Consider the following 23,762-nt stretch of genomic DNA (forward strand, 5'->3'; position numbering starts at 1 on the left):
CGTCATGCCTCGTGCGCGCGCAGGAAGCGAAAGAATTCGACGCCCTCGCGCAAGCGGCGTTTCATCATGTCCCAACTCATGAGCATTTCGCGCACGATCTCCCATATCTTCGATGGCCGGAAGTAAAAGCGCTTATAGAAGCGCTCGAGTTCGTGATAGATCTCGTCACGCGAAAGATGCGGATAGCCGATCGCCGCCAGTTGCACGCCTTCTTTGCTGACGAGGTTGATGACCTTGTTCTCTTCGAGCCAACCGTTCTCTACCGCCTGCGAATATAGCGTTGTACCGGGATAAGGCGCGGCAAGCGACACCTGAATCGTATGCGGATTGATTTCCTTCGCATACCGTATCGTCTTTTCGATGGTCTCTTTAGTCTCGCCCGGCAAGCCGAGAATAAACGTCCCATGCACCTTGATACCGAGCTTGCGGCAATCGTCCGCGAAACGCCTTGCAATGTCGGTACGCAAGCCCTTTTTTATGTTCAGGAGGATTTGATCGTCGCCGGATTCATAACCCACGAGCAGCAGACGCAGACCGTTCTCCTTCATGATCTTGAGCGTCGCATACGGCACGTTCGCCTTCGCGTTGCAGGACCATGTCACGCCGAGCTTGCCGAGTCCGCGCGCGATCTCTTCCACGCGTGGCTTGAAATCGGTGAAGGTATCGTCATCGAACATGATCTCTTTCACCTCGGGCATGTTGTCGCGAATCCACTTTATTTCTTCGAGCACGTTCTCCACCGAACGCACGCGATAGCGATGCCCGCCCACCGTCTGCGGCCACAAACAGAACGTGCAGCGCGAACGGCAGCCGCGTCCCGTGTAAATCGACACGTACGGATAATTCAGATAGCCGATAAAGTAATTGCCGATGTTGAGATCGCGCTTGTACACGGGCGCCACGAACGGCAATTCATCCATGTTTTCGAGGATCGGCCGCGCTTCGTTATGTTCGATGGAACCATCGGCCAGACGATAGCTCATGCCTTTTATATCTGCGAACGGCTTGCCTTCCGCAATCTCCTTGCAGGTGAAATCGAATTCCTCGCGACAGACGAAATCGATCGCCGCGCTCGCCGTGAGCGAGTTATGCGGATCGACCGCGACCTTCGCGCCGACCATGCCGATGCGTATCGACGGCGCGCGCTGCTTCAGATGTTCCGCGAACAACGCATCGGTGGGAAACGAAGGCGTGCTCGTGTGAATGATGACCAACTCATAAGCGGTCGCGATCTCCAGCGTTGCTTCGACGGACAGACCATCCGCGGGTGCATCGAGCACGCGACTTTCGGGAATCAGCGCGGCTGGCTGCGCGAGCCACGTCGGATACCAGAACGAGCGTATCTCGCGCTTGGCTTGATAGCGCGAACCCGCGCCGCCATCGAAACCGTCGAAGGACGGCGCTTGCAGGAACAGTGTCTTCATCATGGGCAATCCTGTTAGCTAAGGTCGAGCCGGTCCGCGGCTTCCACCGGCGCGGCGGGTTCGTCTTCTTCGAAGGCCATGGTCATCGCGCGGGGTTCGACGGGCACGCGCGCACCGCGCCAGAGTACGCTCGAACCGAAGCACGCGGCCAGCCATTCCGCGAGACTCAATGCATCGCGCAAGGGAATGAGCGGAAGATCGCGCCAGAAACGCCGCCATGAACGCGCGGTGCGCCAGTGCAGCAAGAGGCTCGCGCTCAGGCCGAACGAAGTGCTCAGGTCTACGATCAAATCAGCCGTGGACTGCGCGAGATCGCCGCCGCTCGTGTCGAAGCTCACGCCGAGCAGGCCGCTCATGGCGAGCCACGGCGTGGTGAAGGTGACGAACAGAAACGCGAAGCCGAACGGATTCACCGAGCGAATGGTGCGCAGCCAGCGTGTTTCGCGCCGCCATAGGTCGCTCAAATTGCGCTCCGTGACATCGGTCGTGACGACGACTTCGGACAGCGCAGTCTTCAACCCGAGCGCGCGCACGCGATCCGCGAGCCAGAAGTCATCCGCAAGACAATCGCGCAGCGCTTCGAAACCGCCTGCACGAATGAGCGTTTCTCGTGACAGCGCAAGCGTCGCGCCGAAGCCGAAACGCGCCGCGCCCACGGCATTCGCCACATGCACCGAAGGCGCGAACCATTTGTCGATGAACAGCGTCCCCATGCGCGTCCATCCGCCGCCCACGCACCGCCCGCGATACAGACACGTCACGATGCCGACATCCGGACGCGCAAGCGGCGCGATGACGCGCTCGAGATAATCCGCTTCGACAGCGATATCGCTGTCCGCGATCACGAGCACATCGTGGCTCGCGTGCGCGACGAGGTTGATGAGGTTGGCCACCTTGCGGTTGTTGCCGTGCGTGGTGGCATCCATCACGAGTTTGATCGTGAGATGCGGATACGCGCGAGCCAGCCGCCGCACGACCGTCGCCGCCGGGTCCGATTCGCTCGCCACGCCGAAAACCAGTTCGTAGGACGAATGAGTCTGCATGCACAGCGTTTCGAGATTGGCAGCGAGGCGCGGCTCGGCCCCGCACAGGGGCTTGAGCACGCTGATCGGCGTCACGAATATCTCGGCATCGTCGAATGGCGGGTGCTGCACGCTCGACGAACGCCGTCCCGGATAAACGAGCGAAGCCAGCGTCGCGTAACACGTCGCCACGCAGCACACCCCGATGATGAACCATAAGACCGGCGGAATCGATACCGCCGTCATGCGCCCGCCAGAATCAAGGTGCGTCGATGCATTTCAGGCTCCCCGTGCCGTTTGCGTCGAACGGAAGCCTGCGGCCCGATTGCTTAAGAAATGCTTAAGGAAAGTGTTGTTGAAAAGATTCGTACTCCGGTGAAATCGGACCGTAAATGCGGCGAAAGAATGCGCTAAGGAAGGAGTTTATTAAGCAGACGCTAAGGCTTTCATAAGCAATACGCCGCTATGCTGGTCATCAAAGATTGCCCCGCCACCGACGGAGAACGAATGTGCAGCACCAAAACGAAACCCTCGCCAAAGTCCCCGAAGTCACGCTGATCTTCTGGATCGTCAAGATCATCGCGACGACGCTCGGCGAAACCGGCGGCGATGCCGTCTCCATGTCGATGAAGCTCGGTTATGCGTTGAGCACCGTGATCTTCGCCGGGGTCTTTATCGTCGCGGTCATTGCGCAGATCAGGGCGCGGCGCTTTCATCCCGCGCTGTACTGGATCACCATCGTCGCGACGACGACAGTCGGCACCACGCTCGCCGACTTCGCGGACCGGTCGCTCGGCATCGGCTATGCGGGTGGAAGTTCGATCCTGCTCGCGCTGTTGCTGCTGTCGCTTTTCACGTGGCATCGCGCGATGGGTTCGGTGTCGATCTCCACGGTTTCGTCGCCCAAGGCGGAAATGTTCTACTGGGTGACGATCATGTTCTCGCAGACACTCGGCACCGCGCTCGGCGACTGGACGGCAGATAGCGCGGGCTTCGGCTATACGGGCGCCGCGCTGATTTTCGGCGGCATGCTGGCGATCATCGCAATCGCGTATTACGCCACGAGCATCTCACGCACGATCCTGTTCTGGAGTGCCTTCATCCTGACGCGGCCTTTGGGTGCGGTAGTCGGCGATTTTCTCGACAAGCCGATCGCGAATGGCGGACTCAACATGAGCCGCTATGGGGCGTCCATCGCGCTGGTGGTGTTCATCGTCGTGTGTCTGCTGTTGTTCAGGCAGCAGCCTGCGCGCACCGCGCATTGACGGCGCATTGAATGGCTAATGCGCCTTGTCGCCCGGCATCCAGGTTCGGTCGGTTGTCACGACAGGCGGCGGAGGCGCGCTCACTCGCGAGTAGTCGGGCGGCACGGATGTCGTCTGCGCGGCGGCAGCGGTCGGATCGCGCCGAACCGGCCGCACCTGTGCGCGCTTCTGGATTGGCTCGGGCTTGGCCGGATGCCGCGACGTGCGCTCGATGCACGCCTTGTGGTTCTTCTGCGCGCACGCCGGCTTACGCGGCGGCGCAAGGGTCTTCGGCTTTGTCTGCGCATGGACCACCGCCGCTTGCCGATGCGTGTCTTCCACGACAGGCGCGGGCGGTCGATCTTCGGCAAGAACCGGCGCGGGCGCGTCGGGCGAAAAAGCGACTGGCCGTTCGCTCAGGTCGGACGGCACCGCGCAGCAATCGAACGACAGCGGCGATTTCGGCGCGCCTGTCATCGGCTGCGTGGCGCTTGCATCGAATGTCACCGTGGAGGTCGGCAGCGCCATGGCGAGGAAACGCGTCTGCGCGGCCTTCACGGCGGGATCGCTGTGCACCGGACGCGTCGGCGGTACATGCGCAGCGGCGGCTTGCTGCATCGGCGGATCGGCCTTTCGGATGGCGCCCGCCACGCTGACACCTGCCATGCGTGCGTTCAACACATCGCTGTCGAGCGCGACGCGTTGCCAGAAGAACGCGCACAACGCCACCGCGCCAATGATTGCGCCGCCAATCAAAGCCGGATTGAAGCTGCGCTTGGATACGCGCGGCGCGGCGAGCAGCGCGCGAATGCCGGCCCGGCCAGCGGCCAATGGCACCGGCAATTGCGTATCGCTTTCGAAAGGCCGCATGCGCACGAGCCCTTCCACGCGACGCGGTTCGGCCGGTTCGCCGGAATGGCCGATGACCGCGCGCGCCGCCTGCACAGCCCGCACGGCGCCCGCGCTGCCCTTCGTCAGCACCGCGCCGTGACGGTCCGCGCCGCAATACGGACACGCGGATTCCTCCACGTGGGAGACGGTCTCGCAGCGAGGGCAAATCACGTGGTAAAGCGCCAGCGATGTACCGCGGTGGTCCATGTCGCTCCCATCGGAAGGTCGATTCGCACTACTTTAAGCCGACTAAATCACGCTAGCACAGCCATGCGTATTTCGGAAGATAACCCATGCACAAGGCATGTCGTGTGCGGCGCCGATGCGCACTTTCCAGCGCCCGCCGCCATTCCGGCGCACAATACGCGGCGATTCGGCCCAGCCGAACCGATCAATCTCATCATACGAACGAAGCCCATCCGATATGAGCACGCACGACCTTCGAATCTGGCTGATCCGCCACGGCGAAACCGAATGGAGCAAGTCCGGCCAGCACACCGGCACGACGGACATCGCGCTGACCGAACAGGGACGCAAGCAAGCGGCGGCGCTCGCTCCGTTGCTCGCCGCCGAGCGCTTCGATCTCGTGCTGACCAGTCCCATGTCCCGCGCGATCGAAACGTGCAAGCTCGCCGGGCTGGGCGATCAGTCGAGCATCGAGCCGGATCTGCGTGAGTGGAACTACGGCGTGTACGAAGGGCGCAAGACGGCGGATATCCGCCAGGAAGTGCCGGACTGGTCGGTGTGGACGTCGCCGATTCCGGAAGGTGAGGATGCCGCGCAGATCGGCGCGCGGGCGCAGGGGCTCATCGACCGGTTGCTTGCGACGGGTGCGCATCAGATCGCGTGTTTCTCGCATGCGCATTTTCTGCGGACCTTCGCCGCGCAGTGGGCGACCGGTTCGTCCGCGTTCGGCGCGCATCTCGTGCTGGATACGGCGGCGGTCAGCGTGCTCGGCTTCGAGCGTGAGTCGCGCGCCATCGTTCGCTGGAATCTTCAGCACTTGCCCTGAGTTCGACGGATGTTTTTGTCCATTCTTGCCGTCGGCGTTGGCGGGGCGCTCGGGTCGCTGCTGCGCTGGGCGCTCGGGCTGCAACTCAACGCGATGCTTCCTCAGCTTCCGCTCGGCACGCTGGCGTCGAACATCATCGCAGGGTATGTGATCGGCGTGGCGATCGCGACGTTTTCGAAACTGCCGAAGCTCGCCATCGAATGGCGGCTGTTCGTCATTACCGGGATGATGGGCGGCCTGTCGACGTTTTCATCGTTCTCGGCTGAAGTGGTGCTGGATCTTCAGCACGCGCAGTACGGCTGGGCGGCGGGCGAAGTCGGCATTCACCTGCTTTCCTCATTCGCGATGACGGCCTTGGGTATCGCAACCGTGTCACTTCTGGCGCGGCGCACGCGCTAGTTCACGCGCGCGCCGCGATCTCCGCGATCAACGCTTCCTCCGATGCCGCGCGTATCGTCGCGCCATCGAGCAACGCCGTCCATTGTCCGTCCCGATGCGATTCCCAACTCCCGCGCTCGTGGCCGTCCACTTTGAGCGTGCCGCGTGCGCGCAGGGTTGCGTCGGCGGGGTCGAGGGCTTCGTCGTCGTTGTGCAGCAGTTTTACGTCAGGCATCTCCACTCTCCTTCAAAAGCGCCGCCCGCGACGCTTCCTTCAAATCCGCCAGATACCGCTGCTTCACGCCCAGATCGTCCCAATGCGCCGGATGACACGTCAGCACCAGAATCTGATGCCGCCGCGCCGCTTCCAGCAGCGCACGTTTGATGCCATCGCGGCGCGCGTCGTCGGTGTGGACCACGGCATCGTCGAACAGGAGCAGCGTGGGCCGTCCCGCCGCCTTCAGCAAGTCCGCATAAGCGAGCCGCGCCAGAATGCCCAATTGTTCCTGCGTGCCGTGACTGAGCGAATCCAGCGCTTCGGTCTGCTCGCCGCGCACGAGAGCGGCGGGCGTGAGGGCATCGTCGAACGATAGCTCGCCTGCCGGAAACACGCGCTTCAGATAATGGCCGATGCGCTCCGTCAACGGCGCGCGCAACGTCGCCAGCGCCGTATCCCGTTCTTCCACCAGCACCGATTCCAGCAGTTGCAACGCATCCGCGCGCAGCCGCAGTTCGCCATGACGCCGCGCCTGTTGCTCGATGCCCGCATCCGCGTGCGCCAGCCGCTCGCCGATGCCCGACGCCCCGAGCGTTTCCAGCCGCGTGCGCAACTGCGTGAGCCGCGTGTCGCGTTCGGCGTGTTCCGCGCGCAGATTGGTGGCGGAGCGCGTGAAGCGTTGTTCCTCGGCGGCGGGATCGTCCAGACGCGCTTCGTCGAGCTTCCGGCCGCATTCGTCCAGTTCGCGCGTATAGCCTTGCAGCAAGGCATCCTTTTCGATGAGTTGCGATTGCCGGGCTTCACGGTCGCGCACGAAGTCCGGTTCTGCTAAACGTGCTTCGTTGATCGTGAGCCGTTCGCGGATGGCGCGTTCATCGGCCACGGCATTCGCTTTTTTCTCCGATGCATCGACCTGCGCATGACGCGCCGCTTCGAGCGATGCGCGCGCCGTATCGAAGGCGCTGCGGGCATCGGCCAATGGCAGCGCGCCTGCTCCATCCGGCAATCGCGCGCGATGTTCCTCGATGCCGGCAAGACGCGCCCGCGCCGCCGTGCAATCGTCGCGCAAAACGTCGATGCCCTTGGGCGCGTGAAGCGCGAGCATTTGCGCATGAATGGCTTTTTGCTGCGACAGCGCCTGCCAGCGGTCATGGCGCGCAGCGGCTTCCGTCACGTCGGCGACGCCAAGTTCCAGCAGCAGCCGCGCGCGTTCGGCGTCCAGCGTGCGCCATTCGTCCATCAAGGCGGCAAGGCTCGTTTCGCCCGGCTTGATGACGAGTTCGCCCAAGCCCGGCAACGTCAGCGTTTTTTCGCTTTCGAGCAACAACGCGCCGGTGCCTTCGAGCGTCACGCCATCGACCGTGATCGGCGCTGTCAATCGATATTCGATACGCGTGAGCGCCGCATCCTTGCGCGCCTGCAACGGCAACATCTTTTCGATGACGGCACGCAAGCGCCTGAGCTTGCTCGCGTCGATTTCGGCCTGCGCCATCTGCGCGGTGAGCGCGTGGACATCCGCCTGCGCGGATTCGGCCTTGGTTAGCGCATCGTTCAGACGCACAGATTCGGCTTGGGTACTCGCCGCCTGACTCGCAAGCAGCGTGGCCGTTTCCGCCGCCATCGCGCGTTCGTGCGCGGCATGCGCGTCGTCGTGATGCTTCTGCGCCTCCGCCACAGCCAAACCCGCACGCCGATGATGCTCCGCCGCCGCCTCGCCCGCCGCCTGCGCTGTCTGTAACTGCCTGCGGTCGCGCTCGACGGCCTGTTCCATCTCCACGGCGGCTTTTTCCTGTTGCAGCAAACCATCGCGCTGCGTCTGCGTGAGTTCGCGCTTCTGCATCAACTCCTGCCGCACGCGTTCCATCGCGGCGAACGCTTCGGCGCGCTTGCGGGCATCGGCGGCTTTCTGTTCGACGGCTTCCCACGGCTTTTTCTTTTTCGCGTCGTCGTGTTCGGTTTGCAGACGCTCAAGCTCGCCGATGCTTTCGTCGAAGCGATGTTTCTGCTCGCTCAATTCGCCGCGTTCTTCATTGAGTTCCGCGAGTTTCGTTTCGGCTTCGGCAAGCGCGCCGGTGGTCCGTGCGGTCTTCGTCAGCAGCTTGCCGCGTTCGACCTGCACCGCGCGAATCAGCACGTCTTCGCCGCCGGATGCATCGCCGCCGGAAAGCTGCGTCAAGGCATCGCGGATATAACTGATCGCGTGATTGCCCGAGTCGCGCACCTTGTCGGTTTGTCCCTGACGCACCCACAAAAGCCCCGGAATGCCCGCATGTTCGGGCCGGCTCGTGCCTTGTTTCGCGCGCGAAAACCCGAGCAGTTCGGCGAGCTTTTCCTCCGCTTCGTCCTCCGAATACGATTGCTGGCCGATGCGCAATTCGCACCGGCTCTTGCGCACGAACGACTTGCGCAGCACATGCGGCACGCCGTTCACGCTGAAGCGCACTTCCACGGTCGGCTGCCCGTCCGGCCGATGCGACGGCACGATCGCGCCGAGCGTCGTCACCTTGTAGCGTTCGAGAAACACCGTGCGAATGGCTTCGGCAATCGTGCTCTTGCCCGTCTCGTTCGGCCCCGCGATGATGTTCAGCCCCGGCTCGAAGCCATCGATGGCGAGCCGGTCCGCGAGCTTGCGGAAGTCCTGAATCACGATGCTTTCGAGTATCACGCGGCCCCCGCGTCGTGGTGTCGTTCGCGCTGAAAACCCGCGAGCAGGAGCAAGGCTTCGGATGCGGCGGCGGCTTGCGTTTCGTCGGCTTGCAGCGCGCGCAGGCGTTCGACCACGCCCGCGAGATAGCCGCTGCGTGCGCCGAGCGCGGCCAGGTCTTCTTCGGTCGGCAGAACCTTGAGTTCCGTCGTCGATGCGCGCATCGCCCGGACGCGCGCGTGCGCTTCGTCGAGCGCGACATGCAGCGCTTGCGTGTCCGAAAGCGCGGCGCTGCCGGTCAGGCGCACGCGTAGGACGTCCGTATCGGCGAGTTGTTCGAGTCGCGTGCGCAGCACATCGATGGCGCTTGGCACATCGATATGCGGCGTCCAGTCGTGCCAACGATATTTGCCCACGCGCACGCGCTCGACCACGGGCAGCGCGCCCGGTGCATCGATATGCACATCGAGCATGAAACCCGGCTCGTTCGCGCGAAAACGGTCCTGTTCCGGCGTGCCCGAATACCAGATGCGCGGATTCACTTCATACACGCCGTGCCAGTCGCCGAGCGCCAGATAATCGAGGCGCGCAGAATCGGTGCGGGCAGGCGAGATCGGATTCGCCGAGTCGATGCCTTCCTGAAGAATCCCGCTCACGCTGCCATGCGCAATGCCGATGCGCATGAATCCATCCGGCGTTTCCGTGCGGTCGAAGAATTCCGTGGTGTCGTCGTAGGTATTGCGCTGCGTGAGCGGCGCGTGAAGCAGCGCGACGGACAGCGAATCGAGCAAGAACACGCCCGGTTCGAGCAGCAAATGCACGTTCGCCGGCACGCAGCCCAGACGTTTCGCGCGCGTCCAGACGCTTTCGGCAAGCGCCGCGTCGTGATTGCCCGGCAGCATGAACCACGGTCCCGAGAAACCGCCAAGCGCGGCGAACAACTTGCGAATGACCGTATCGGATACCGTTTGCTGGTCAAACACATCGCCCGCGACGAGCACGGCATCCACGCGCCGCGCGTTCGCCTCGGCGGCCATGCGCCGGACGGTTTCATAACGCGCTTCCGTCAGATGCGCGGCCTCCTCGGCGGTGAACTGGCCGAACTGCGTGCCGATCTGCCAGTCCGCCGTGTGCAGAAATCTCATGCCGTTCCTTTCTCGTACCTTGCTTGACGATGAAGCGCCTGATTCTATCGGAGCGCCGTGAGGGCTTCCGATTGCAGCGGACGAACAGGACATATCGCGTCTGAATCGAAGGCGCGTGATGAACGCGCGTGCGTTTCTAAACGCTGAAGTCGGCGGGTAAACCGCGCTTTTCCGGCGCTTTGAAATAAGCACGCGCACGTATGATGAGTTCGTTGCCAAGCTCATCCACTCCCCGGCGGTTGAGCTATTTTTCGGGCGCCGCGCGGATCTCCTCCCGCCGGCGCCTTTTTCTTTTGGTTCGGCATCCGAACGGAACGCCGAAAATCTGCGGCCCGCCCGCCTTGCGCGCTCACGCAATACAATAAACACCACGCGGCCATCGCACTGGCAAGATTTACCTTACGAGAAGATCCCAAACCGGAGGAAACACGTCCATGACTCAAAGCGCCAGCCCGACTCAATCCACGACAGCTCATCAACCGCTCGCCGGCAAGACGGCGCTCGTCACCGGCTCGACCAGCGGCATTGGGCTGGGCATCGCGACGGCGCTGGCGCAGGCGGGCGCGAACATCGTGCTCAACGGCTTCGGCGATGTGCGCGGCGCGCTCGCGCAGATCGAGACGCTCGGCGTGAAGGTCGTCCATCACGATGCGGACATGACGCAGCCGTCGCAGATCGAAGCCATGATCGCGTACGCGCACGACACCTTCGGCGGCGTCGACGTGCTGGTCAACAACGCGGGCATTCAGCACGTCGCCACCATCGACGAATTTCCCGTTGAACGCTGGGACGCCATCATCGCGATCAATCTGAGTTCGGCGTTTCACACCATGCGCGTGGCGCTGCCTGGCATGCGCGCGCGTGGCTGGGGGCGCATCGTCAATATCGCGTCGGTGCATGGGCTGGTCGGCTCGGTCGGCAAGTCGGCGTATGTCGCGGCGAAGCACGGCATCATCGGACTGACGAAGGTCGCGGCGCTGGAAAACGCACGCACGGGCGTGACGGTCAACGCCATTTGCCCCGGCTTCGTGCATACGCCGCTGGTGCAAAAGCAGATCGACGATCTCGCCGCGCGCGATTCGCTCGATCAGGACGCCGCGCGCGCCAAGCTGCTCGGTGAAAAGCAGCCGTCCGCGCAGTTCGTCACGACGCAGCAGATTGGCGACCTGACCGTGTTCCTTTGCTCGGATGCCGCGAGCGAGATGCGCGGCGCGGAACTGAAGATCGACGGCGCGTGGAGCGCGCAGTAAGTTTCAGGCGCGATAGTCACGGCGGCGCGCGGTGCGCCGCTTGATACCATCGCTGCTTTCGACTCATGGAGCACACCGGATGACCGCAGAGAACAACCGCGCGGAAGAAGCGCGCGCGATGGAACGGATCGTCAACGCGACGCGTCAGGTGCAGGCGGCGTTCGTCGCGCTGCAGACGCATTTCCCGCCCGAAGGCGATGGCCGTCCGACGCAGATGGCTTTGCAGACGTTCGACGCCGCCTTGCAGGAACTCGAAGATGCGCAGGCCGCGTTCGACACCATGCTGAACGATCTGTTCGACGGAAATCGCTAAGGCCGTTTAAGCATTGCGCAGCGCGGGCGCTTCCTGCAACGGTGCGTCCGGCGCGGGCGGTCCGTTCAGCGCGGCTTCGCCGGTCAGCGCATCCATGCCGGCCCACGGCACGCCGTCCGTGGACTGACGGCGCGCGGCGGCCACGCTGGCATCCACGAGCTCCTTGAAGGACACCGCCGCCGAACTCGTGCGCACCAGCACTTCGCCTTGCAACTCGCTCTCGGGCACCACGAGGCCGACGATCAAGTCCGCGCCCGGGGCGCGCTGATGCAGCCGCCGCAGCAAATTACGCAGATACGGCGGCGATTCCGCGGCATCGAACGACACCACGCAGATGATCGTCACGCCGGTGAGATCCACCTCGCCGAAACGTCCGCGCGAAAAGCGTTCGTAGCCCGCGAGATCGGCATAAAGACCGTGTTTGCGAAACAACTGCACGGCGATGGTCGCGGCCAGATCGTCCAGTTCGCTGCGCCCGGCAATGCACAGCACCGATGCCGTGTGCCCTTCCTTCTCGGCATCGAAACGCGGCGGCGGCGCTTCCGGCGCGATGCGCGCCATCTCATCGGGCGATTCGAGACTCGCGGGCAATTCCTCCCGGCGCGTCACGACCACGGGCAAGTCTTCCGTGTCCTCCAGTCCTTCGATGATATCCAGCGCCGATTCGTTGATGCGCCTCAACTGGTCCGCCGTCACCACACCGCGCAACACGTCGTTATGCGCGAGGCGCAGACCTTCGAGCGCGACTTCATCGTAATAGGCGATCAGCGAGCGTTCCTTCAGCAGCGATTCCGCCTGAACGAGCGCTTCGTCGGGATCGTTGGCGAGCAAGCGCTGATAGAAATTTTCCGCTGGCGTGAGCGCGGGGCGGTCGCCGAACAGCACGTCGAGAAATTCGAGTCGATCGACGTGACGGCCCAGAATCACGAGGCAAAGCGTGAGCGGCGTCGAGAGCACGAGGCCCACCGGTCCCCAGATCCAGCTCCAGAAGATCGCCGCGACGATCACCGCGAACGGCGACAAGCCGGTGCTGTGACCGTACAGCAGCGGTTCCACCACCTGTCCCGCGATGATGTCGGTGACGCCGAACAACACCATCGTCCAGACGAGCATGCTCCAGCCGGGACCGACCGCCGCCGCGAACACCACCGCGACGAGCGCCGCGATCCACGTGCCGACGTACGGCACGAAGCGCAGGAGCGCGGTCATCACGCCGAACAGCAGCGCACCCGGCACGCCGATGACCGCCAGCCCGATTGAAATGACGATCCCCACGCCCACGTTGATGCCGAGTTGCGCGAGGAAATAGCGCGAGAGGCGGCGCGCGGCTTCGTCCATCGCGGTGGTGGCGCGGTGAAGATCGCGCGAGCCGAACAGGCGTATCAGCCGGTCGCGCAGGTCTTCACGCTGCAACAAGATGAAGATGGCGACCACGAGCACGATGCCCGTGGTTTCCAGCGGACTGATGACCGGCGACAGAAACCGCTGCGCCAGTTCCAAAGGCGACGGCGACGGCTCGTGCACTTCGACGGGCATCGGCTGATCGATCGGCGACGATGTGGCGTTGTTCTCGTCCTTGTGCGGTTCCTGCTCGCGCGCAGGCGAAAGGCGCTTCAACGCGCTCGATGCACGGCCAAGAAACTGATCCGCGCGTCCCACGGTCAGGCTTTGCACCGTGCTGATCTTGCGTTCGATGGCCACCTGATACTTCGGCAGATCGCCTGCCAGTTGCGCGACCTGCGCGCCGATCAACGCGCCCGCGCCTGTCAAAACGGTGAGCGCCACCAACACCGCGACAATCACCGATGGCACTTGCCCGAAGCGAAACCGCCGCAACATATCCACGAACGGCGCGAGCAGAAAGCTCAACAGAATCGCGAGGATGATCGGAATCATCACCGCTCGGCCGAAATACAGCGCGCAGATGACGATGACGCCCGTCACCAGCGATGCAAGCGCGCGCAAGCCGGGCGCGTCGGGCGGAAGAATCTTGGTGGGCGGACGACGTGGCGCGGGCGCTTGCGGCATGAATGAACTCGTAGATGACGCTGGATGAAAACGCGCGGCGCACGCGTTATGTGTTGTATGACCGTTGTCCTGTCTGGTCAGCTTTTGTCCTTCCGTAAGCAAGGCATGTGCCGGACCGGTGAGAAGATTCGGGAGCATGCCGCGCCAGGGTGAGAAAGTTCGGGACCACGTTCATTTGAGCGCGCGGGCACGCCGCATGCGAAATTCGTTCATCACGATGTCATTTGGAAAAGGTCATGGGCGTGGAATCACCCTGCATCAAGATTTGCGAATTCGACAAAAAGACTGGCCTGTGCATCGGCTGTCTGCGGACGAAGGAGGAATGCAAGCAATGGAAAAAGCTCAAGGACAAACAGCGCGTGCGCATCATCGATGACCGGCACGCGCGCAAGGCTGCGCTCAAGAAGCACAAGAAGTAACGACAAATGCTGGTCTGGTCGCCCGTAGGGCGATCGGCTCTGGCGTTGTCGCACGGGACTACACTCAATACGCGCCGCCACGTTATATAAGGACGTGCAACGGCTTAGTCAGGAGACTCATCATGAAAGCTCATTTACGGCTGGCCGGTTTGATCGTCGTGGTTTCGGTTTCGTCGATGGCCGGTTCCGCCGCCTTCGCGCAAATGCATCCGCCGAGCGCGGAAACCGATATGTCCTCGCCGCAAAACAGCCCGAAGCTCATGCCGGATGCGCCGGTCGGTAGCCAATATCCATCGCATGGCAACGCACAGGCCGGAGAACTGAACCTCAACCCGACCGATCCGCGTGCGCAACTCGTCAACGGTCTGCCGAACAATGCGCAAAGCGGCGGGTATGGTTCGCCGCTCGCGGGCGTGAAGTCCAACGCGCCGCAAAACTAGGGTGATTTAAGCAGCATGCGCAGGATCACCGTTCTCGAAACGCGAACGGTGATTTGATTTTCAGGCCTATTCCGCTTTAAACGGCAATATTTCATACTGGGTTTCAGACGCCGGACCTTCCCGGCTTTCACTCTGGACACCCAAGGAAACTTGCCATGAAGCTCTATCACCATCCGCTGTCGGGTCATTCGCATCGCGCGCGCGTCTTTCTGCATCTGCTCGGGGTCGAGCATGAAGCGATCGAAGTCGATCTCGCCGCGCGCGGCCACAAGACGCCCGACTTTCTGCGGATGAATCGCTTCGGGCAAATTCCCGTGCTCATCGACGGCGATCACGTCATCGCCGATTCGAACGCGATCCTCGTCTATCTCGCGAAGAAAACCGGCAGCACGAAATGGCTGCCCGAAGCGCCGCGCGATGCCGCCGCCGTGCAACGCTGGCTGTCGGTCGCGGCAGGCCCGATTGCCTTCGGTCCGGCCGCGGCGCGGCTTGTCACCGTGTTCGGCAGTCCGTTCAATAGCGATGAAGTCATCGCCCGCGCGCATGTCGTGCTGAAGGTTATCGACGAAGAACTGCACGGGCGCGAGTGGATCGCGGACATCGATGCGTCGCATCCGACCATCGCCGATATCGCGCTTTATAGCTATATTTCAAGCGCGCCCGAAGGCAATGTCGATCTCGCCGATTATGCGAACGTCAATGCGTGGCTGCGGCGCGTCGAGGCGTTGCCGGGATTCCTGCCGTTTCAAAAGACGCGTATCGGGCTTGCTGCCTGAGTGACCTTTCCGGAGGCGACGATCATGTCCGCGCTGCCCGCTGAAGCTCTGCCGAAGACTGTGCCTTCACCGTGGCATCGCGGTGAAATCGCCTTGCAAAAGACCGTCGGCGCCGATGCGCGCATGAGCGAAGTCGGCGCGCGTTCGGTGCGTTCGTATATGCCGGACCAGCATCGGCAATTCTTCGCGCAATTGCCGTTCATGGTCGCGGCGAGCGTGGACGAACGCGGCGATCCGTGGGCAACGCTGCTCGCGGGTCATCCGGGTTTCATGTCCACGCCGGATGCCGTGACGCTCGCCATCCAAAGCACGCGCGATCCGCTCGATCCGGCTCAGGTGAGCATGAACGAGGGCGCATCCATCGGCATGCTTGGCATTGAACTGCATACGCGGCGGCGCAATCGCCTGAATGGCGTGATTCATCGCGCGGGCGCGGAAGGTTTCGCGGTGGCGGTCGAGCAGAGCTTCGGCAATTGCCCGCAGTACATTCAGTTGCGCGATTTTTCCTTCGTGCGCGATCCGGCGTTGGCTTCCGCCTCGCAACCCGTCGTGCTCGATACGCTCTCGCCTCATGCCCGCGCGATGATCGAACGCGCCGACACGTTCTTCGTGGCGACGTATTTCGACCGCGAAGACGGGCATCGTCAGGTGGATGTATCGCATCGCGGCGGGCGCACGGGTTTTGTTCGTATCGGCGAGGACGGCACGTTCACGATCCCCGACTTCGCGGGCAATCTGTTCTTCAACACGCTCGGCAATATTCTGGTGAATGGCCGCGCGGGTTTGCTGTTTCCCGACTTCGAAACGGGCGACATGCTCCAGCTTTCCGGCGATGCCGAAGTCCTGCTCGATTCACACGAAACCGCTGCGTTTCAAGGCGCGGAACGGCTGTGGCGCTTCACGCCGCGTCATATCGTGCTGCGCGAAGCGGCGCTGCCGTTGCGCTGGACGTTCCGACAGGAAGGGTGGTCGCCGAACGCGCTGATGACAGGCAACTGGAACGAAGCCGCCGAACGCGTGAAGGCGGCGGCGCTTGCCAACGCGTGGCGTCCGTTTCGCGTGAGCCGCATCGAAGATGAAAGCGATGTGATCCGCTCGTTCTACCTGGAACCGGCGGATGGCGCGGGCATCGTGCCGCACGCCGCCGGTCAGCATTTGCCGATTCGCGTCGCGCTGCCGGGCGAGGCGAAACCGATGCTGCGCACTTATACGCTGTCGGTCGCGCCATCGGATGGCATCGTGCGCATCAGCGTGAAGCGCGAGGGGCGTGTGTCGGCGTATCTGCACGATACGTTGAAAGTCGGCGATGTCATCGAAGCGCGCGCACCAGCGGGCGATTTCACGCTCGATGCGCTGGAGCGACGTCCTGCGGTCTTGCTCGCGGCAGGCGTCGGCATTACGCCCATGCTCGCGATGCTTCGTCACATCGTGTATGAAGGCTTGCGCAAGCGGCGCGTGCGTCCGACGTGGATGATCGTGTCGTCGCGGACGCTTGCGAATCGCGCGTTTGCTGGCGAGATCGATGAACTCGTGAAGCGTGCGGGCGGCGCGGTCACGCTTATTCGCGTACTGAGCGATGCGAGCGGCGCGGAATTCAAGCGCGATTACGATGTTTCGGGCCGCATCGACATGGGTTTGTTGACGAGCTTTCTGCCGTTCAATGACTACGATTTTTATCTGTGCGGGCCGGGCGCGTTCATGCAGTCGATTTATGACGGCCTGCGCGGGTTGAACATCAGCAATACGCGGATTCATGCGGAAGCGTTCGGTCCGGCGTCATTGGCTCGCACGGCGGATCGCGGGGTTGAAGTCAAGCCAATGGCGCCCGCCGCCACGCAGGCGACGGTGCGCTTTGTCAAGTCGAACAAGGCGGTCGAGTGGAAGCCGGAGAGTGGCACGCTGCTCGATCTCGCGGAGGCGCACGGTATCGATGCGGAATTCATGTGTCGCGGGGGAACGTGTGGGACTTGCCGGACGCGTGTCGAGAAAGGCGCGGTGACGTATGGGAGTGAGCCGTCGTTCAAGGTCGGCGAGGATGAAGCGCTGATTTGTTGTGCGGTGCCTGCTGCGTCTGCTGACGATGAGTCTGCTGTGGTTAAGCTGGATCTTTGAGCGCTCCAGCGTTCAATTCGACATTTGTTGCCTGTCATCAGCAGAATCCGCTTAAGGGGTTCCCCTCATTCATCCTGAAAAAATCGACGCGTATGGTTCGTCGCCTTCGCCTCGTAGTAAGGATGACAAATCATGAAAGATGGAGCTGGTCGCGAAGTCGCGCGCTTCGGCGACAGGACGGACCACGGCGGCACGATCATCGAGGCCGCGGCTGAACTCGCGCATCTCGTTGATCGGCGCGTGAGGTTCGCATGACGTGGAAGATTCAAACGCGAACCATCACGTTCGATTGTCCCGCGCTGCCAGAGACCATTTATCGAGGACCGGACCGTAAGCAATACAGCGAGCCCTTGCTGACCGTGCGCAGCATTCGCGGACGGGAGGCAGTCGGCGAACTGTTCGAATATACGGTTCTCGCCGAGGTCGAGCATCCCGATGTTCTGGTCAACGTGAGCGACGCGGCGCAAGTCGATCTACAGCGTATCGTTGGGACGCACGGCATTGTCTCGCTTCAAATCGACGGCATCGGCACATTTCGCGCCGCGCAGAAAGGCGATACGGGACGCGCGAACATCGGTGCCGATACGCGCTACATCGCCGGGAATATCGCAACGGCCCGGATCATTTGCGCGGAGGATCGCGCGGCGGTCTATGAGTTCGTGCTGCGGCCGTCCGTGTGGTGGGCGACACGTAACCGGAACTCGCGCATCTTCAAGGGCTCGGTGACCGACATCCTCGAAGAACTGCTGCGCGATCGCACCATGCTCGACTGGCGCATCGCGGGGCCGTGGAGCGGCATGCGGGCGTATCCGCCGCGCGACTTCATCCGGCAGGCGTGGGAAACCGACTGGAGTTTCGCGCTGCGGCTCATGGAGGAATGGGGGCTGTGCTTCTGGTTCGAGCACAACGATCACGGACACACGCTCGTTATCTCCGACACGTTGGGCGGCTTTCACGATCACGGCATCGCCTATGAAACGTTGCGGTATCACACGGACGGGCGTATCGATGAGGAGCACATCAACGAGTTGTCGGTGACCTATACCGCCACCGCAGGCAAGGCGACCGTCAACGATCACGACTACATGCGCCCGCGCTTGCGCCGCGCCAATGCGCCGCTGCGTGAGGAATACGAGGACCCGCAAGGCACGGCCAACGAGCGCATCGAAATCTATGCGCCCGCTGAGTTCGCGCAACCGGATTCGTATGACGGCCCGCATGCGAGCAACAATGCCCACGAGGAAGGCCAGCTCTTCGCGCGCGTGATGCTTCAGGCGGTGCGCTGCGAAGGATTGCGCGCGCACGGCAAGGGGCATTTGCGCGGGCTTCAGCCGGGGCGCACGTTCACGCTCGCGAATTATCCGCAAGAGGCGGCGAACCGTGAATATATCGTTCTGTCGTGCGAACTCGAACTGACGGAAGTCGGCACGTCATCCGGTTCGTGGCGTCATTACAGCGTGCACACGGCGTTCGAACTTCAGCCCGCCACGGAGTTTTATCGCTTGCCGCAAGTCACGCCACGTCCGCATGTCGGCAATGAGTATGCGGTCATCGTCACGCCCAAAGACAGCAAGGGCGGAAACTATGAGTGGTGGATCGACGATAAGAACCGGGCGCTGATTCAATACGATTGGGACCGAGAGGCGAAGTTCGACGGCTCGACATCGATCTGGGTGCGGCTTGCGTCGCAATGGCAAGGCAATGAGATGGGCGTGGTCACGCCCGCACGCGCCGGGCAGATGGTCATTGTCTCGCACGTTCATGGCGATCCTGATCGGCCTTATATCTCCGGTTTCGTGGTGGATAAGTACAACCGGACACCTTTGGATTTGCCGCACAACGCCGCCGTCAGCGGCCAGCGAAGCCAGAGTTTAGGCAATAGCCAGGCGTCGAATCACTGCTTTTTGGATGACACGTTCGGGAAGATGCAGGCGCAGTTGGCCAGCGATCACGACAAGTCGATTCTGAGCCTGGGCTTTAATACGTTCATGGACGGCCACTCGGGAAGAGGACGGCCCAGGGGATCGGGTTTTGAACTGCGGACAGACGGACACGGCGCGGCGCGCGCGGCCAAGGGTCTGCTCATAACGACAAAGGCGCGTCCTAACGCGAGCGGTCACGCGCTCGACATGGGCGAGACGATTGCGCGGCTCACGCAGGCGCGTGATCTTCACGAGACGCTGGCCGAACTTGCAAGGCACCACGGCGCGCAACCCGGCGCGGGTAATCAGACCGACGTCGCCCGGACGATCAAAGCGGCGAACGATGATTTACGCGGGAACGGCACGAGCGACGCCGACACCTTCCCCGAATACACCAAGCCGCATCTCACGCTGTCGAGTCCGGTGGGGATTCAAAGCACCACGGCCGGCAGCACGCATGTTGCGAGCGGCGAAGACCTCGCGGTCACGAGCGGGCGCAATGTCAGCATCGCGGCGGCACGTTCGATGTTTGCCAACGTCGCGAATACCTTCGCGCTGTTTGTGCAGAAGGCGGGCATCGCGCTGACGGCGGCAGCGGGCAGGATTCGGATCGAAGCGCAGCGTGATGGTGTGGAAATCATCGCTCGCAAAGATACCGAACTCGTCAGCACGGATGGCTGGATCAATCTGACCGCGGCCAAAGGCATTCGCCTGCATGGAGGCGGCTCGGTGCTTGAGATTGGTCCGCAAGGCCTGCGCGGCTTCACCCTCGGCGAGTTTCTGATTCATGCGGCAAGTCACGCGACGGACGCGCCACAGGAAAAACCGGTCATGCTGCCGATGACCGATATCGAAGACGCGAAGATTGCAGAGTCGTTCGTGCTGGTTGATAACCGCTCGGGGCTGCGCATTGCAAACCAGCCCTACCGCATCACGCTGGAGGACGGACAGGTCATCAAAGGCCAGACCAACGACGCCGGGGAAATGGCATTGGTCCTTGCCAACACCATGCAGCCCGCCACCGTGGAAGTGCTGCATAACGATGGCACGGACAATCCCACCGCGATCCTGTCCGCAGTGCTCACGCAATCTGCCAATCGAGGTACGCCACCCGCCATCGTCGCTGATAAGAAAACGAGCCGCGTGGGTAATCGTGAGCTTCAAGTTAATGACGTTTCGCCTGAATCGTCAGGCCATGGCATTTACTATGCGATTTGCCAGCCGTATAACTGGGGGATGCGCTATAGCGTGAAGGACAGCGAAAACCCGAAACGACTGGCGTTCCCGGTGGCGCGGCAATTTGCAATCGATCTCGCAGATGTGCTGATTGAGAAAGTGAAATGGGGTGAAAACTATTTTGGTAAGGGGCGGCCGGAGATTACCGTTGAGCGGTTTCCGCTTGGAGAACTCAATACTACAAACCTTCGTAAGTTACTTTCTCCGGTCATAACGATGGCGCTCACTTCCTCGGGCGGTGGCACATATGCTCTTCCTGTTAGAGCTATACCAACCGTCATCGTGACAGACACGGTACTAATAGGCGGCGCCAAGGGAGCATTTGACGGCGATAACTGGAGCCTCTCTATCAATACGGAAGCGTTGCAGATTCTTTTTCAACCGTGCGGCCTCCAAGAGCAGGTTCAACGCGAGATTTTTATCAAGTCAAAATTACGAGATTTCGCCGACACGATTTTTCATGAAACGCGGCACTGCCAGCAGTATTTTTGGATCTACGCGGTAGCGCAGCAGATGACTGCGATGTTTCCCGATACTCCCAACATCGCAGCCTGGCCTAACGTGGTGACAAAACTAAAGGACGGAGCCAAGATCGCGGCTATCGCCGCACATCAGCCTATCCCTAACGACAGTCTGATTATTGCAGGCATAAAGCAAATGGCAGCCGGAATATATGTTTGGGACCTAAGCATATGGAGGCAGAGCAGCAAAAACGCCGGAAACGCATGGTATCCGCCTTTCGCACCGGATGCTTCGGCGCTGACCGACGAATATAACCGCGCCTATAAGCAGTCGAAAGAAATTCTTAAGGACGTTGGAGCCGGAGGAACCTCAATTGACATTGACGACATGCTGGCAAGCCTTGGTGAAGGTTACCAAGCGCGCCCTTGGGAAAATGACGCTTTTTTCTGTGGTGAAATCGCGGGGGAATACTGGAGCAACGATCACGCGCCGGATGGTTTGGTTGGTAATCAGTGCAGCCGCCAGTATGCACTCGCCCATAACGGTCGCGAGCGATACCGCCCCGCCGGTAACGGAGCCTAAAACGATGACCGATAACTCCAGAATCGGCTGGCCCGCGCAACGCGATCTGACCGATAAGCAGCGTGATCAGATTTTACGCGTAACAAATATCGGCTTGAAGTGGGTCGCTGGAACCATGAGTATGGACGAAGTGCAGAAAGAGCTAGGAAAGAAGGCTCCGTTTCTTCCGGGCGATAAGCAATCGTATATCTACGGCTTTGATGGCTTTGCCGCTGACTTCGACATTGAGACGAAGTGGGAGGCAGAAAGGGATGGAATAACTAGGCGATTCTCATTGGGCGTAGAAGCTTGGATTACGTCCAATATTCCGCGTCACACGCTCGAACAAGGTCTTGGCCTGCATCGAGTACAGAGAGGGGAATTGATAGACGGGGTTAGGAAAGAGGTTTTGAGCTACTATAATGCACCTAATCTTCCAACACCTTTTCCTAATAGAGTCGGCCTCAATCTTCGTCTTCCGTTGTCGGACGACTCGCCTTTTGATGTCTACGTGAATCTACAATATCAGCGCGCGCCTGATCAGCCCGAACGGTCGACGTTTGAAAACACCACCGATTTTCGTTCGCTTGAAATAGTGCGCTCTTACCTTACGCCCGAAGAACTCCAACAACGTAACGACGCCAAGCGCCAAAAATACGGCTACATGAACCTTTGCACAGGCATGGCCTGCCCAGAAACAGGTTTTTGGGAAGCATGGGGGCCGAATGGCATACTTGACGTCGAACTGATGAAGTTCGGCGGTCAGTTTCCCACAGCACGCAATTCTGCGAAAACGTACCGCGAAAGCCGCGTATACGCCGTAAATGCCCGTTATTTTTGGCTTTGTTCCGAGCATCAGGAAGAGCTGGCGGGTGAACGCATGGTGCCACTGCGCAGACTTCAATACCACATGACTTGAATCGCAAATGCGGCGCGACGCATTTGCGTCGCGTTCGCCTTTCGCGCCGGATGCTTCGGCACTCACTGATGAATATAACCGCGCCTATAAGCAGGCGAAAGAAATTCTTAAAGACTTTGGAGCGGGAGGAACCACAATTGATATTGACGACATGCTGGCAGGCCTTGGTGAAGGTTACCAAGCGCGCCCTTGGGAAAATGACGCCTTCTTCTGTGGTGAAATTGCAGGGGAATACTGGAGCAACGATCACGCGCCGGATGGTTTGGTTGGTAATCAGTGCAGCCGCCAGTATACACTCGCCCATAACGGTCGCGAGCGATACTGCCCCGCCGGTAACAGAGCCTAAGACGATGATTGATAACTCTAGAATCGGCTGGCCCGCACAACGCGATTTGACCGATAAGCAACGCGAACAGATTTTCCGCGTGACAAATATCGGCCTGACGTGGGTCGCCGGGACCATGAGTATGGACGAAGTGCAGAAAGAGTTAGGAAAGAAGGCTCCTGTTCTTCCCGGCGATAAGCAATCGTATATCTACGGCTTCGATGGCTTTGCCGCCGAATTTTACATTGAGACGAAGTGGGATCTTCAAAAACATCACATATCAAGGCGATTTTCTTTGGATGTAGAAGACTGGATTACATCCAATATTCCGCGTGACACGCTTGAACAAGGTCTTGGCTTGCATCGTGTACAGAGAGGGAAATTGATAGACGGGATTAGGAAAGAGGTCTTGAACTATTTCAATGTGCCCATTCTTCCAACACCGTTTCCGAACAGAGTTGGCCTCAATCTACGCCTTCCCTTGCCGGAAGACTCACCGTTTGATGTGTACGTCAATCTAGAATATCAACGCGCGCCTGATAAGCCCGCGCGATCAACATTCGAAAACACCACCGATTTCCGTTCACTTGAAATAGTGCGCTCTTACCTTACGCCCGAAGAACTTCGGCAGCGTAACGACGCCAAGCGCCAGAAATACGGCTACATGAATCTTTGCTCAGGCATGGCCTGCCCAGAATCAGGTTTCTGGGAAGCATGGGGGCCGAACGGCATACTTGACGTCGAACTCATGAAGTTCGGCGGTCAGTTTCCCACGGCACGCAATTCTGCGAAAACGTACCGCGAAAGCCGCGTATATGCCGTAAATGCCCGATATTTTTGGCTTTGTTCCGAGCATCAGGACGAGCTGGCGGGTGAACGCATGGTGCCACTGCGCAGACTTCAATACCACATGACTTGAATCGCAATGCGGCGCGTTTAAACTCGACCTGCAACCACACGATTGCAAGCAACTGCCGCATCCCCGAAAATGCACGGCATCGCAGATACCGCGCCGATTTCGC

The 23,762-nt window shown here is 61.1% G+C and carries 21 protein-coding genes; 14 read left to right on the forward strand and 7 right to left on the reverse strand.

Translation table 11 applies throughout. The features are described 5' to 3' along the window. Positions 1-2: 2 nt before the first annotated feature. Positions 3-1,424 (reverse strand): hopanoid biosynthesis associated radical SAM protein HpnJ, encoded by a 1,422-nt coding sequence (gene hpnJ / locus ACZCWR_RS23250; protein WP_487304785.1) that lies wholly within the window; start codon positions 1,422-1,424, stop codon positions 3-5. 14 nt (positions 1,425-1,438) lie between these two features. Further along, complete coding sequence (gene hpnI, locus ACZCWR_RS23255; RefSeq protein ID WP_487303964.1) at positions 1,439-2,692, reverse strand: bacteriohopanetetrol glucosamine biosynthesis glycosyltransferase HpnI; 1,254 nt, start codon at positions 2,690-2,692, stop codon at positions 1,439-1,441. 263 nt (positions 2,693-2,955) lie between these two features. Here hpnI and ACZCWR_RS23260 point away from each other — a divergent pair, with 263 nt between their 5' ends. After that, positions 2,956-3,711: a COG4705 family protein gene (locus ACZCWR_RS23260; protein WP_487303965.1), complete on the forward strand. Its 756-nt coding sequence runs from the start codon at positions 2,956-2,958 to the stop codon at positions 3,709-3,711. A 15-nt stretch (positions 3,712-3,726) separates the two neighbouring features. Here the strand turns inward: ACZCWR_RS23260 and ACZCWR_RS23265 are convergent, their stop codons facing one another. Then, complete coding sequence (locus tag ACZCWR_RS23265) at positions 3,727-4,788, reverse strand: hypothetical protein (RefSeq protein ID WP_487303966.1); 1,062 nt, start codon at positions 4,786-4,788, stop codon at positions 3,727-3,729. Positions 4,789-5,005: 217 nt separating this feature from the next. On the opposite strand from ACZCWR_RS23265, the gene ACZCWR_RS23270 reads away from it, so the two are divergent. Together ACZCWR_RS23270 and crcB are read left to right on the forward strand one after the other, a co-directional pair. Continuing rightward, the gene (locus ACZCWR_RS23270; protein WP_487303967.1) at positions 5,006-5,593 is read left to right on the forward strand and encodes a histidine phosphatase family protein; all 588 of its coding nucleotides are present in this window, start codon (positions 5,006-5,008) and stop codon (positions 5,591-5,593) included. A gap of 9 nt (positions 5,594-5,602) precedes the next feature. Next, the gene (gene crcB / locus ACZCWR_RS23275; RefSeq protein WP_487303968.1) at positions 5,603-5,992 is read left to right on the forward strand and encodes a fluoride efflux transporter CrcB; all 390 of its coding nucleotides are present in this window, start codon (positions 5,603-5,605) and stop codon (positions 5,990-5,992) included. Position 5,993: 1 nt separating this feature from the next. On the opposite strand, the gene ACZCWR_RS23280 is transcribed toward crcB, so the two are convergent. The 3 genes from ACZCWR_RS23280 to ACZCWR_RS23290 are packed head-to-tail and all read right to left on the reverse strand — an operon-like array spanning position 5,994 to position 9,977. After that, positions 5,994-6,206 (reverse strand): hypothetical protein, encoded by a 213-nt coding sequence (locus tag ACZCWR_RS23280; RefSeq protein WP_487303969.1) that lies wholly within the window; start codon positions 6,204-6,206, stop codon positions 5,994-5,996. Then, positions 6,199-8,853: an AAA family ATPase gene (locus ACZCWR_RS23285; protein ID WP_487303970.1), complete on the reverse strand. Its 2,655-nt coding sequence runs from the start codon at positions 8,851-8,853 to the stop codon at positions 6,199-6,201. Before ACZCWR_RS23285 ends, ACZCWR_RS23280 begins: the two co-directional genes overlap by 8 nt. Continuing rightward, complete coding sequence (locus ACZCWR_RS23290; protein ID WP_487303971.1) at positions 8,850-9,977, reverse strand: metallophosphoesterase family protein; 1,128 nt, start codon at positions 9,975-9,977, stop codon at positions 8,850-8,852. Before ACZCWR_RS23290 ends, ACZCWR_RS23285 begins: the two co-directional genes overlap by 4 nt. A 434-nt stretch (positions 9,978-10,411) precedes the next feature. On the opposite strand from ACZCWR_RS23290, the gene ACZCWR_RS23295 reads away from it, so the two are divergent. Beyond that, positions 10,412-11,227: a 3-hydroxybutyrate dehydrogenase gene (locus ACZCWR_RS23295; RefSeq protein WP_487303972.1), complete on the forward strand. Its 816-nt coding sequence runs from the start codon at positions 10,412-10,414 to the stop codon at positions 11,225-11,227. Between the two features lie 79 nt (positions 11,228-11,306). Further along, positions 11,307-11,540, forward strand: coding sequence for a hypothetical protein (locus ACZCWR_RS23300; RefSeq protein WP_487303973.1), 234 nt, complete (start codon positions 11,307-11,309; stop codon positions 11,538-11,540). 6 nt (positions 11,541-11,546) lie between these two features. Here the strand turns inward: ACZCWR_RS23300 and ACZCWR_RS23305 are convergent, their stop codons facing one another. Then, positions 11,547-13,568: an AI-2E family transporter gene (locus ACZCWR_RS23305; protein ID WP_487303974.1), complete on the reverse strand. Its 2,022-nt coding sequence runs from the start codon at positions 13,566-13,568 to the stop codon at positions 11,547-11,549. Positions 13,569-13,804: 236 nt separating this feature from the next. Here ACZCWR_RS23305 and ACZCWR_RS23310 point away from each other — a divergent pair, with 236 nt between their 5' ends. From ACZCWR_RS23310 to ACZCWR_RS23350, 9 genes are all read left to right on the forward strand, one after another. Beyond that, the gene (locus ACZCWR_RS23310) at positions 13,805-13,987 is read left to right on the forward strand and encodes a DUF1289 domain-containing protein (RefSeq protein ID WP_487303975.1); all 183 of its coding nucleotides are present in this window, start codon (positions 13,805-13,807) and stop codon (positions 13,985-13,987) included. A gap of 176 nt (positions 13,988-14,163) precedes the next feature. Beyond that, a complete protein-coding gene (locus tag ACZCWR_RS23315; RefSeq protein WP_487304786.1) occupies positions 14,164-14,427 on the forward strand; it encodes a hypothetical protein in 264 nt (87 codons plus the stop codon). A gap of 155 nt (positions 14,428-14,582) precedes the next feature. Then, positions 14,583-15,203, forward strand: a complete 621-nt coding sequence (locus tag ACZCWR_RS23320; protein ID WP_487303976.1) for a glutathione S-transferase family protein — start codon at positions 14,583-14,585, stop codon at positions 15,201-15,203. 24 nt (positions 15,204-15,227) lie between these two features. Continuing rightward, entirely contained in the window at positions 15,228-17,315 is a 2,088-nt protein-coding gene (locus ACZCWR_RS23325; protein WP_487303977.1) for a pyridoxamine 5'-phosphate oxidase family protein, read from the forward strand. 132 nt (positions 17,316-17,447) lie between these two features. Next, positions 17,448-17,570 carry a hypothetical protein gene (locus tag ACZCWR_RS23330; protein WP_487303978.1) on the forward strand — a complete coding sequence of 41 codons (123 nt, stop codon included), beginning with the start codon at positions 17,448-17,450 and terminating at the stop codon, positions 17,568-17,570. After that, positions 17,567-21,517: a type VI secretion system Vgr family protein gene (locus ACZCWR_RS23335; protein WP_487303979.1), complete on the forward strand. Its 3,951-nt coding sequence runs from the start codon at positions 17,567-17,569 to the stop codon at positions 21,515-21,517. Before ACZCWR_RS23330 ends, ACZCWR_RS23335 begins: the two co-directional genes overlap by 4 nt. 4 nt (positions 21,518-21,521) lie before the next feature. After that, positions 21,522-22,415, forward strand: a complete 894-nt coding sequence (locus ACZCWR_RS23340) for a hypothetical protein (protein WP_487303980.1) — start codon at positions 21,522-21,524, stop codon at positions 22,413-22,415. A gap of 7 nt (positions 22,416-22,422) precedes the next feature. Next, positions 22,423-22,761: a hypothetical protein gene (locus tag ACZCWR_RS23345; protein ID WP_487303981.1), complete on the forward strand. Its 339-nt coding sequence runs from the start codon at positions 22,423-22,425 to the stop codon at positions 22,759-22,761. Between the two features lie 4 nt (positions 22,762-22,765). Further along, positions 22,766-23,659, forward strand: a complete 894-nt coding sequence (locus tag ACZCWR_RS23350; RefSeq protein ID WP_487303982.1) for a hypothetical protein — start codon at positions 22,766-22,768, stop codon at positions 23,657-23,659. The last annotated feature ends 103 nt before the right edge of the window (positions 23,660-23,762 follow it).

Source organism: Caballeronia sp. A2-2 (assembly GCF_057612605.2).